Source organism: Streptomyces anandii JCM 4720, from assembly GCF_014650655.1.
Lineage (GTDB): Bacteria > Actinomycetota > Actinomycetes > Streptomycetales > Streptomycetaceae > Streptomyces > Streptomyces anandii.
Map to the genome: position 1 here is coordinate 236,747 of NZ_BMVJ01000005.1, position 10,725 is coordinate 247,471.

Consider the following 10,725-nt stretch of genomic DNA (forward strand, 5'->3'; position numbering starts at 1 on the left):
TATCTGGCCGCCGCGCTCTTCGCGCTGCATGTGGTGACGGACGGGTCGGTACCGACGATGGCCGTGGACGCGCACTGGCGCTGCTACGTCTCTCCCGGCTTCGTGGCGCGCACGCCGCTGGAGGAGCTGGCTGGTGTCTGGGTCCACGAGGTTTCCCATCTGCTGCGGGACCATCATGGGCGCGGCGAGCGGTATGCGCGGGAGCAGGAGAAGGCCGAAGACCGGGACAGGCTGCGGCGGAACATCGCGGCCGACTTCGAGATCAACGACGACATCTACGGCGATGGCCTGCCCCTTCCCGCCGGGGCGGCGCTGCCGTCGATGCTGCGGCTGCCCGACGGCCTGCTGATGGAGGAGTACCTGCGGAGGGCGTCCTTGTCCGGACTCGCCGCGGACCTGTCGTGGCTGGACTGCGGCAGCGGTGCCGACGGGCAGGAGCGCACCTGGGAGCTCGGTCCCGAGGGGGCGCACGGCCTGAGCAGGCAGCAGCGGGACGCCGTACGCTTCCGGGTCGCCGAGGGGATCAAGGGGCGGCCGGGCGACGCGCCGGAGGGGTGGCGCCGGTGGGCGGAGGAGGCGTTCCATCCGCCGCAGCCGTGGCTGCAGTTGCTCGGGGCGGCGGTGCGGTCGGCGGCGGGCGCGCCGGGAGTGGGGGAGGACCACAGCTACCGGCGTCCGTCCCGGCGCTCGGCCGGCATTCCCGGTGTGCTCCTGCCGAGCCTGCGCCGAACGCCGCCCCGGGTCTGCGTCGTGATCGACACCTCGGGGTCGGTGAGCGACGCCGAACTGGGCAGCGCGCTGCTGGAGGTGGCGGCGATCGCACGGGCCGTGGGCGGGCGGCGTGACCTGGTCTCGGTGATCTCCTGCGATGCGGCGGCCCGGGTCGCGGTCCCGCTCTGCCGCGCCGAGAACATGGAACTGATCGGCGGCGGGGGAACGGACCTGCGCTCCGGCTTCGCCCGGGCCCTGCGCTCCCGGCCCCGCCCCGACGTGATCGTCGCCCTGACGGACGGCCAGACGCCGTGGCCCTCCGCGCAGCCGCCCTGCCGCACCGTCGTCGGCCTCTTCCCCCGTCCCGCCCGCGCCGTGCGAGAGAACAACCCCGACTACGTGCCGGACACCCCGCCGTCCTGGGCACGCGTCGTCACCATCGGCTGACGGCTTGTTCTCCGACCGCCGTTCTCACAGGGTCAGGCCCGGGACGCCCTGACCCTGTCCAGGACCAGTGCCGTGGCGGCTTGGACCGTGTACCGGTACTCCGCGTCGCGGTCGAACCGTGCGAGACGCGGGGCGGCCTCGATCACGTGGGGGAGACCCGAGTCCTCCAGTGTGCGCTGCCGTGCGGCGATGCCGTCCTGGTCCGAGATGCCAAGGGTGGGGCCGGCCTGGACCTCCCGCAGCAGGGTGCCGATCAGCGAGGCCACGAGAAAGCGCACCAGGTGCACCGATTCCCCGGTCGAGCACCCCGCCGAGCGGAGCACGCCCAGGAGCGCTTCGACCGGCGCGAGTCCTTCGAAGGACGCGAGCCGGCGGGTCAGCACCAGGGGCGCGGCCTCGGGGTGGAGGAGCGCCCGCTCGCGGAAGGCGTCGGCGATCGCGGGCAGGTCGACGCGGATGTCGCCGGTCGCCGGCGGGATGGACACCCCGCCGAGCAGGTGCTCCGCGACGGCGTCGAGGAGGCCGTCCTTGCCGTCGACGTGGTTGTAGAGGCTCTTGGCGTCGACCCCGAGGACTCGTGCGACGGACCGCATGCTGACCCCGGCGATGCCGTCGGCGTCGACGACTTCGAGGGTGGCGTCGACGATCGCGTCCCTGGAGAGCTGGGACGCGCCCTTGGGGGGCCTGCCGCGGCGGACCCCGTCGCCGGCTGCCGTGGGACGAGTCATGAACCTCATTGTGCCGGAGCCGATTGCGTAAATCCACGGCGTGGATATAGTGGCCCGGCCGGATACCCACGGCGTGGGTAAAAGTCCCGGCCCGCGGCCGGCGTTCACCCACGGCGCCATCCGCCACGGCGCTCAGCCCGCCTGACAGCGGAAGACACAGGAAGACGGCGGAAGGCAGCACAAGACAGCACAAGACAGCGGACAGGACCCAGGAGAGAGCCATGCCCACCACACCCGCCGACCCGTCACCTCCCGCCCGGTTCACCCTGCCGTCCGAGATGGTCCTGCGGGCCCGGGAGAAGCTCGTCCTCGACCACTTCCGCGACGAGGTCCTCCAGGACTGGGACGCCACACTCTCGACGTTCCCGCATCCGCGCTACGAGCTGATCGCGCGGATGCTGGTCCACGACGGCGACCGTGAGGTGCGGGACTACTACCACGACACCCGGGTCGCATTCCCCGACCAGGACCATGAGTTGATCGCACTGCGGCACACCACCGACGCGGTGATCGTGGAGTTCTGGCTGACGGGCACCCACCGGGGCATGCTCGGCAGGATTCCCCCGACCGGGTCGAAGCACCGCACCCGGATGACGGCGTACTTCGTCTTCGACGAGAACGAGAACCTCGTCACCGAGCGCATCTACTTCGACCAGCTCACCATTCTCAGACAACTCGTAGCGGGCCTCGGCGGACGCGGACCCGCAGGACTGCTCAGGCTCGCCCGCGTCCTGCTCGGAGCGCTCACCACGGCCGCCACGAAACCCGATCCCCGGCTGCTGAACACCACCCCGCCGAACCTCGCCGTCGAGGGCCGGGCAGCGCGGCCGTGACACAAAGAGGGACCCGCCCATGAAGATCCACCACCTCAACTGCGGCACCATGCGCCCCTGGCGGGCGCCCGACGGCCTGGTCTGCCACGTCCTGCTCGTCGAGACCGGCAACGGGCTCGTACTCGTCGACAGCGGCGTCGGACTCGAGGACGCCGCCGACCCCGCGGGACGATTCGGAGCGGCACGCTTCTACGTCCGCCCCGCCTTCGACACCACCGAGGCGGCGATCCACCAGGTGACCGCGCTCGGCTACGACCCCCACGACGTCCGCCACGTCGTGCTCACCCACTTCGACGCCGACCACACCGGCGGACTCGCCGACTTCCCCTGGGCCCAGGTCCACCTCACCACCACGGAGAACCACGCGGCCCTGCACCCCGAGGGAGCCGTCGAACGGGGCCGCTACCTCGCGTCCCAACGCGCCCACGGCCCTACGATCGTCCCGCACACCCTCGACGGCGGCGAGCCGTGGCGGGGCTTCCCCAACGCCAGGGAACTCAGCGGCATCGAGGCCGGAATCGTCATGATCGCCCTGCCCGGCCACACCCGGGGCCACGCCGCCGTCGCCGTCGACGCGGGCAGCCACTGGGTCCTCCACGCCGGTGACTCCTTCTACCACCACGGACAGATCGACGGAACCGGCCATGTCCCCAAGTCCCTGACGGCGATGGAACGGGCCGTCGCCTCCGACTGGTCCCAAGTCCGGGGCAACCACCACCGCCTCACCGAACTCCAGGCCGAAGACCCACCCGACCTCCTCCTCATCAACGCCCACGACCCCACGCTGCTGCACAGGGCCCGCTCCAGAACCGCACCTTGAGGCGAAGGAACGGGCGAGCGTGTCCTGGTCCACCTTGCCCTGCCGCACGACGACGACGAGTTGGTGGACCAAGCAGGCCATCTCCGTGTCGTCGGTCCACGGCCAGGGCGCTTCGGGCAGTTGCCGGTCACACAGAGCGGCGAGGTTGTCGGGGACGAAGGGCTCCGAAGGCGTCGCCGGCTGCCAGGCCGTGACCGCCGGCCGCCGGTCCGGCCGGCCGTGTTCGTGCCGTCGCCCAAGTAGTGTGCACGAGTTGTCGGCGTGGAGAGGTGGTGGCTGGGGGCGTGGGGCTCGGTGGGGTGAGGTGGGGGCAGTTGGCGGGGGCGGTGCGGACGGCGTTCGGACGGGGGCGGCGGTTGGAGGGGGTCGAGCCGTTGGCAGGCGGCAGCAAGAAGGGTGTCTATCGCCTGGTGATGGATGACGGGACGACCGCGGTCGCGTATGTGTGGGCCGAGGACGAGAACTACTGGCCGGCGGCACAGGGCGACGACGATCCGGCCGACCCGTTCTCGCCCGGCCTCGGGCTCGACTTGTTCCAGGCCGCCCACACGCGGCTGGACTCGCTCGGGGTCCGGGTCCCGGCGATCCGTCTCGTCGACCGTGAGGGCGCCCACTGCCCGGCCGACCTCGCGATCGTCGAAGATCTCCGAGGTGAGAGCCTGGAGGCCCTGCTCGACCGGAACCCCCGGGCCGCGGCCCCGGTCATGGAACGGCTCCGCGAGTCCCTGGAGGCGATGCGGCGCCATCGTGCGTCCGCCTTCGGCAAGGTGGCGCTCGTGGACGCGGGCGGAACCTCGCGCGGGACATCGTGCGAGGGGGTCGTCCTGGAGCGTGCCCTGCGCGACCTGGCCGGGGCGGCCTCACGTGATCCGCGGATCGAAGGCTCCCGCGACCGGCTGGAGGAGCGGCTGCGGGATCTCGCGGGGGCGGCGCGGCCACGGGAGCAGTACTCGCTCGTGCACGGTGAGTTGGGCGGCGACCATGTGTTGGTCGACCCGGAGGGACAACCCGTCCTGATCGACATCGAGGGCACGATGTACTTCGACGTCGAGTGGGAGCACGTCTTCCTGCGCATCCGCTTCGACGACCGATACAGGATGCTCGCGGCGGACGGACTCGACGAGCACAGGCTCGAGTTCTACACGCTGGCGCAGCGCCTGTCGCTGACGGCGGGCCCACTGAGACTCCTCGACGGGAACTTCCCCCACCGGGAGCTCATGGCGGGCATCGCCGAGCACAACCTGCGCGAGGCGCTGCGACTCGTCCGCCCCTGAACCACCGCACCGCGCCCCCGTACCGCTCAGCGGTTCCGCTCCACGGGCAGTACCAGGCTCAGCTCGTAGCCCCCCTCGGTCGTCGGGCCCGACGTGACCGTGCCGCCGAGGAGCTCGGCTCGCTGGGAGAGGCCGGCCAGGCCGTGGTGGGCGCTCGGCAGGACGAACGCGCGCCGGGTGGGAGCGGTGTTGGTGACCGTGGTGCGGACGACGCCGTCCCGGTGGCGTACCCGGACGGTCGCCGTGGCGCCCGGCGCGTGCTTGCGTACATTGGTCAACGCCTCCTGCACGGTGCGGTACACGGCACGCTGGACCGGAGGCGGAAGTTCGACCGGCAGGTCGGTCTCCAGCTTGGCGTCGATGCCGCTGGCGTCCACCAGGCGTTCCAGGTCGGCCAGGGACGGCTGCGGGGTGAGTTCCGTGGGCCGGCTGCCGGAGGCCCGCAGCACACTCACCATGTGCCGCAGTTCGTCCAGGGTCTGCACACTGAGCCGGCGGATCGTCGCCGCCCCCTTCCTGGTCTCGGCGTCCTGGCTGCTCACCTGCAGCGCTCCGGCCTGTACGGCGATGAGGCTGACCTGGTGGGAGACGACGTCGTGCATCTCCCGGGCGAGCTGGGCGCGTTCCTTCGCCAGCACGCTCTGCGCGGTCAGCATCCGCTCGTGCTCGCGGGCCTCGGAGATCTCGGCGAGCCGCAGGGACAGTTCGCGCCGCGCCTGCACGAGCTGGCCCAGGAAGACGGGCGCCGCGGCGGTGGCCAGGGTGTAGCTGAGATGGAAGAGGTTGTTCGTCTGGGACAGCTCGGTGGCGTCCAGGGACGACCACGGCCAGGGCATGAAGTCGGTGACGGCGTACGTCAGCGCGCAGGCGGCCAGCAGCATACGGTGCCGGCTGAGCGAGGAGAGCGTGTAGAGCGCGGTCATGGGTGCGACCACCGAGTCCGTGACGAGCGCCGTGGGCAGCGTGAGGAGGAACGTCGTCAGCGGCATTCGGCGGCGCAGCATGAGCGCGAGCGCGCCGAGGAGCCCGCACGCCGCCGCCGGCCGGTCCGCCAGGCCGACGTGGGCCCAGGCGTCCGCCAGCGCGCAGACGACGAGCGCGCCATCGAGCAGCATGCCCGGCGGCGGGCGGAGGCTCACCGGGCGTCCTCGTCCGGCGGCGGGGCGAGGAGACCGGCGCGCTCGGCGATCAGTACCGCCTGGACCCGGCTGCCGACCTGCAGCTTGGCCAGCACGTTGGTCACGTGACCCTTGACGGTGCCGGTGCTCAGATGCAGACGCTCACCGATGTCGGTGTTGGCGAGCCCTTCGGCCATGAGTACGAGGACGGCACGCTCACGCTCGCTGAGCCGTTCGGTGAGGCGGGCGGCGCCGGGGTCGCGTGCGCCGTGGTCGAGATAACCGTCCACGACCCGGCGGGTGACCTCGGACGACAGCACGGTTCCGCCCTGGGCCAGCGTTCTCACCAGGTGGGGGAGCTGCTCGGGGTCGGTGTCCTTCAGCAGGAACCCGGCCGCGCCCGAGCGCAGCGCGGCCGTCACGTACTCGTCGGCGTCGAACGTGGTGAGCATGGCCACCACGGGCGCCTGCGGCAGCCGGCGGAGCTCGGCCAGGATGGTGAGCCCGTCCACGTCCGGCATGCGGATGTCGAGAAGCACGACATCGGGCCGCAGCTGCCGTACCGTGGCCACGGCCTGGCCGCCGGGCACCGCCGCGACGACCCGTACGTCGTCCGCCGCGCTGAGAATGTGAGTGAAGCCCGTACGGATCAGGGCTTCGTCGTCGACCACCAGTACCCGGATCACCTGCGCTCCGCTCCTCGCACGCCAGCTCCTCGATGCGTACCCGCGCCGGAGCGCGCCCAGGGCCGGCCGCGCGGAATCCCCGCCGGTTGGCGGCGCACTCCCATCCGATCGGCCAGGTGCGCCCCTGCCGGTCGGCGGGTGTGCCCGCGCCAACCGGCGGGTGTGCCCGCGCCGGTCGGCGGGTGTGCCCGCGCCGGTCGGTGGGGGTGGTTTTCGGCAGGTCGGCGGGGCGGCTCCGGAAAGGCGCCGGGGTGGCTCGGGCGGCTCGCGCGTGAACACATGAAGTATGACCAGCACAGCACCGGAGACCGAGGTGAGGGACCGGGCACCGTCGCTCGTGGACGCCCGAGTCCCCGCTCCCGGCGGCCGCCGCCCCTTGCCGGGGCGGCTGGTCGGCATCGACCTGGCCCGCGGGATCGCCGTCTTCGGCATGTACGCCGTCCACGTCGGTCCCGATGTCACGGTCGGCGGACCCGTGGGGTTCGCGCTGGAGACGGCCAGCGGCCGCTCCTCCGCGCTGTTCGCGTTCCTCGCCGGCTTCTCGCTGACGATCATCACCGGCCGCCCGCACCCCCGTACCGGGCGCGCGGGCCGTCAGGCGGTGGCCCGGGTCGCCATCCGCGCCCTGGTGCTGCTGGTCCTCGGCTACGCGCTGACCGCCCTGGACACCGAGGTCAACGTGATCCTCAGCTGCTACGGGCTGCTGTTCCTCACCGCGCTGCCGCTCCACCGTCTGAGAGCACCCACGCTCGCTCTCGTCGCGGCCGGCTGCGCCCTGGTCCTGCCGCAGATCCTGTACGTGGTCAGGGCGTCCCTCGGGGGCGGCGGCACGAGCGGCATGGCCGAGCTGCTGTTCACCGGGAACTACCCGGCGCTCACCTGGTTCCCCTTCCTGGTCGCGGGCATGGCCGTGGCCAGGCTGGACCTCTCCCGCCGGGGCACCAAGCTCGGTCTCCTGCTGACCGGCGGCGCGCTCGCCGTGCTCGGCTACGGCGGCTCCTGGCTGGCCCTGCACCTCGTGCCGCGCGCCCTGCCCGCCGTCGCGTCCGCCACGGGCGCGGGCTCGGCATCGTCCGCCTGGTGGTCCGACACGGTCGGCGAGCCGCACGGCCACGTGCCGCCCGCATGGCTGCTGGTTGCCGCGCCGCACAGCGAGACGACGTTCTCCATCGTCGGCAACACGGGCGTGGCGCTGTGCACGGTCGTCGTGTGCCTCGTCGTGGCCGACCGGATGCCGCGACTGACCCGGCTCGCCCGTCCCGTCGCCGCGGTCGGCAGCACCGCGCTGAGCGTGTACGTCCTGCACATCCTCGCCCTGTGGTTCTTCGGGGACGTCTGGTACGTGCCCGCGGTCGGGGGAGACGGCCTCTCCGCCCTGACGGTGCTGTTCTCCTTCATCGCGACCGCCATGGTCCTGGCCACCCTGTGGACCCGCAGGTTCCGCCGTGGCCCCCTGGAACACCTGCTGCACGCCGCCACCCGGCCCGCCGAGCACGTCGGATGACCCTCACGCCGCCGAGGCGGACTTCGCTCACCCCCGGCACGCCGGGCCGTCGCTCACGGCCCGCCGCACGCGGAGGCGGCGGACAGGGACGTGCCGAGCAGCAGGTCCCGGCGCGTGCCCGGGTCCATGGCCCGGCAGAGCCGGCCGATCTCCGCCAGCCGTGCCCCGGTGTCCAGGTTCCACAGGCGTACGGTGCCGTCGTTGCCGCCACTGGCCACGGTCCGCCCGTCCGGGGCGAAGGCCACGCCCGACACCGCGTTGGTGTGCCCGGTGAGCGCGGCCCACGGCCGCCCGTCCGGTACGTCCCACAGCCGTACGGTGCGGTCGTTGCCGCCGCTGGCCAGGAGCCGTCCGTCCGGTGAGAAGGCCAGGGCGCGCACCGATCCGGTGTGTCCCGTGAGGGAGGCCTCCGGCCGGTGCCGGGCCGCGTCCCACAGCCGTACGGTGCCGTCGTTGCCGCAACTGGCCAGCGTACGGCCCTCGGGGCTGAAGGCGACGCCCCGGACCGCGCCGGTGTGGCCGCTCAGCGTGGCCAGCCGGCGGTGCGTGCGCACGTCCCACAGCCGTACCGTCAGATCGTCACTGGCGCTGGCGAGCGTGCGGCCGTCCGGACTGAAGACCACGTCGTTGACGAAGTCCGTGTGACCGGTGAGGACGGCGAGCGGACGGCCCGCGGCGACGTCCCACAGGCGAATCGTGCCGTCGGCGCCCGCCGAGGCCAGGGTGCGGCCGTCGGGCGCGAAGGCCACCGCGAAAGCGGCCCCGCGATGTCCGGTCAGGGTGGCGAACGTGCGGCGCGCGGCGACGTCCCACAGCCGTACGGCGCCGTCCGAGCCGGCCGAGGCCAGGGTCGCGCCGTCCGGCGCCCACGCCACGGCGGTGACGCTCTCGTGGTGCCCGGTCAGGACGGCCTCTCCCGTGCGGCGCGCCAGGTCCCACAGTCCTACGGTGTGATCGGCGTCCGCGGTGGCCAGGACCCGGCCGTCGGGGCGGTAGGCGATCCTGGACACCTCCGTGAAGGGGCGTGCGGCCAGGAGGCGGCCGCGCAGGTCCCACAGGACGACGGAGTGGTCGAATCCGCCGGTCGCCAGCAGCGTGCCGCCGGGGTCGACCGCGGCGGACATGACGTAGTCGGTGTGTCCGGCCAGCGTGGCGAGGAGCCGCCCCTTGCGGACGTCCCACAGTCTCGTCGTGCCGTCCCCGCTCGCGCTGACGACCGTCGAGCCGTCGGGTGTGTAGGTCACCGCGTTGACGTCGTCGCTGTGCCCGGTGAGCGTCGCCGTGGTCCGGCGTCCCTGGACGTCCCACAGCCGTACGGTCCGGTCCACCGAGCCGCTGGCCAGGCCGCGGCCGTCGGGTGCGAAGGCCAGGCCGAGCACTTCGTCGGTGTGTCCGCGCAGCACCGTCGGCCGACCGCCGCCGCCGGTCTCCCACAGGCGTACGGTGCGGTCCGTGCCGCCCGAGGCGAGGGTGCGGCCGTCCGGGGAGTAGGCCAGGGCGTCGATGCGGCCGGTGTGACCGGTCAGCCGGGCGAGGAGCCGCGGCCGCCCGGTCGTGTCCCACAGGTCGATCACGGCGCCGGCCGCCACCGCGAGCGTGCGACCGCGCGGCGCGAAGGCGACCGCGCGGGCGCCGCGGGTCTCCGCGGGCAGCACGGTGACGGACCGGTGAGCCGCGCCCCAGCTCCACAGCCGCACCGCCCCGTCGGAGTCGCTCGCCGCCAGGGCGGTCCCCTGCGGGCTGAAGGCGATCGAGCGGACGCGTCCGGCGACGGCCAGGGTGGCGACCGTACGGCGGTCGGACAGGCGCCGTAACCGCACCGTGCCGTCCGAACTGCCGGTCGCCAGCAGCCGTCCGCCGGGCGCGAAGGCGAGTGCGTTGACCGCCCCGGTGTGCCCGCCGAGCCGGGCCGTGAACGGCTGGGCCTGGACGCTCAGCAGGGCCCCGCGAGCCGTGGCGGTCGGGGCCGCGCGGTAGGCGGCTCCCGCGAGCAGCATCGACGCCTCGGGGCGGCCGCCCGCCAGCAGGGTGGACTGCAGGGCGAGGGCCTGCGCCCGCGCCATGTGCTCCTGGGCCAGCGCCCGGCCGCGCTGCCGGTACGCCAGGGCCCCCGCCGCCAGGGCGCAGCCGAGCAGGACGACGAGCATCGCCACCAGGGTCTGCCGCGACCGCGTCTGGCGTCGTGCCTGCCGCTGCCGGGCCAGCTCCTCCCGGCGGCTGGCGTGCAGGAAGGCCTCCTCGGTGGGATCGAGGGGCCCGATGCCCTTGTCCTCGACCCCGGCCAGGGAACCCACGGACTCGAGCCGGGCCCCCCGGTACAGCGCGGACGGGTCGCGGCCCTCGCGCTCCCACTCGGCGGCCGCGTGGGCGAGCTGCTGACGGTTCAGCAGGGCGGCCCGATCGGCGCGGATCCACTCGCGCAGCCGGGGCCAGCTGTGCAGCAGGGCCTCGTGCGTGATCTCCACGGTGTCGCTGTCCACGGTGATCAGGCGCGCCCGCACGAAGACGTCGAGCGCCCTCGCGGCGCCCTCCGCGTCGGCCGGCCGCGCCACGAGGGCGTCACGGCCGATCCGCCTGCGGGTGGCGTCGGTGCCGTCGCTGCCG

The 10,725-nt window shown here is 73.4% G+C and carries 9 protein-coding genes; 5 read left to right on the plus strand and 4 right to left on the minus strand.

Going from position 1 to position 10,725, the window contains the following annotated elements:
* Nucleotides 1–1,158, plus strand: a 1,158-nt coding sequence (locus IE249_RS11885) for a vWA domain-containing protein (RefSeq protein ID WP_229858207.1), incomplete at its 5' end; no start/stop codon positions are given.
* A 32-nt stretch (nt 1,159–1,190) separates the two neighbouring features.
* Here the strand turns inward: IE249_RS11885 and IE249_RS11890 are convergent.
* Nucleotides 1,191–1,886 (minus strand): TetR/AcrR family transcriptional regulator, encoded by a 696-nt coding sequence (locus tag IE249_RS11890; protein WP_189704746.1) that lies wholly within the window; start codon nt 1,884–1,886, stop codon nt 1,191–1,193.
* Between the two features lie 221 nt (nt 1,887–2,107).
* On the opposite strand from IE249_RS11890, the gene IE249_RS11895 reads away from it, so the two are divergent.
* From IE249_RS11895 to IE249_RS11905, 3 genes are all read left to right on the plus strand, one after another.
* Nucleotides 2,108–2,719 (plus strand): ester cyclase, encoded by a 612-nt coding sequence (locus IE249_RS11895; RefSeq protein ID WP_189704747.1) that lies wholly within the window; start codon nt 2,108–2,110, stop codon nt 2,717–2,719.
* A gap of 19 nt (nt 2,720–2,738) precedes the next feature.
* Complete coding sequence (locus tag IE249_RS11900) at nt 2,739–3,539, plus strand: MBL fold metallo-hydrolase (RefSeq protein ID WP_189704748.1); 801 nt, start codon at nt 2,739–2,741, stop codon at nt 3,537–3,539.
* Between the two features lie 413 nt (nt 3,540–3,952).
* Nucleotides 3,953–4,813: a phosphotransferase family protein gene (locus IE249_RS11905; protein ID WP_373304373.1), complete on the plus strand. Its 861-nt coding sequence runs from the start codon at nt 3,953–3,955 to the stop codon at nt 4,811–4,813.
* 26 nt (nt 4,814–4,839) lie between these two features.
* On the opposite strand, the gene IE249_RS11910 is transcribed toward IE249_RS11905, so the two are convergent.
* Both IE249_RS11910 and IE249_RS11915 read right to left on the minus strand, forming a co-directional pair.
* Nucleotides 4,840–5,952, minus strand: coding sequence for a sensor histidine kinase (locus IE249_RS11910; RefSeq protein ID WP_373304374.1), 1,113 nt, complete (start codon nt 5,950–5,952; stop codon nt 4,840–4,842).
* The gene (locus IE249_RS11915; protein ID WP_189704749.1) at nt 5,949–6,617 is read right to left on the minus strand and encodes a response regulator; all 669 of its coding nucleotides are present in this window, start codon (nt 6,615–6,617) and stop codon (nt 5,949–5,951) included. The genes IE249_RS11910 and IE249_RS11915 overlap by 4 nt, the downstream gene beginning before the upstream one ends.
* Before the next feature lie 286 nt (nt 6,618–6,903).
* On the opposite strand from IE249_RS11915, the gene IE249_RS11920 reads away from it, so the two are divergent.
* Complete coding sequence (locus IE249_RS11920) at nt 6,904–8,121, plus strand: DUF418 domain-containing protein (RefSeq protein WP_189704750.1); 1,218 nt, start codon at nt 6,904–6,906, stop codon at nt 8,119–8,121.
* 53 nt (nt 8,122–8,174) lie between these two features.
* Here IE249_RS11920 and IE249_RS11925 read toward each other — a convergent pair.
* Nucleotides 8,175–10,725: WD40 repeat domain-containing protein (locus IE249_RS11925; protein WP_229858209.1), on the minus strand; the 2,551-nt coding region annotated here is incomplete at its 5' end.

Bases quoted from the DNA above. Each gene is read 5' to 3' on its own strand.
- IE249_RS11920 (WP_189704750.1), top strand. From the start codon at position 6,904: ATGACCAGCACAGCACCGGAGACCGAGGTGAGGGACCGGGCACCGTCG.
- IE249_RS11895 (WP_189704747.1), top strand. From the start codon at position 2,108: ATGCCCACCACACCCGCCGACCCGTCACCTCCCGCCCGGTTCACCCTG.
- IE249_RS11905 (WP_373304373.1), top strand. From the start codon at position 3,953: ATGGATGACGGGACGACCGCGGTCGCGTATGTGTGGGCCGAGGACGAG.
- IE249_RS11890 (WP_189704746.1), bottom strand. From the start codon at position 1,886: ATGACTCGTCCCACGGCAGCCGGCGACGGGGTCCGCCGCGGCAGGCCC.
- IE249_RS11900 (WP_189704748.1), top strand. From the start codon at position 2,739: ATGAAGATCCACCACCTCAACTGCGGCACCATGCGCCCCTGGCGGGCG.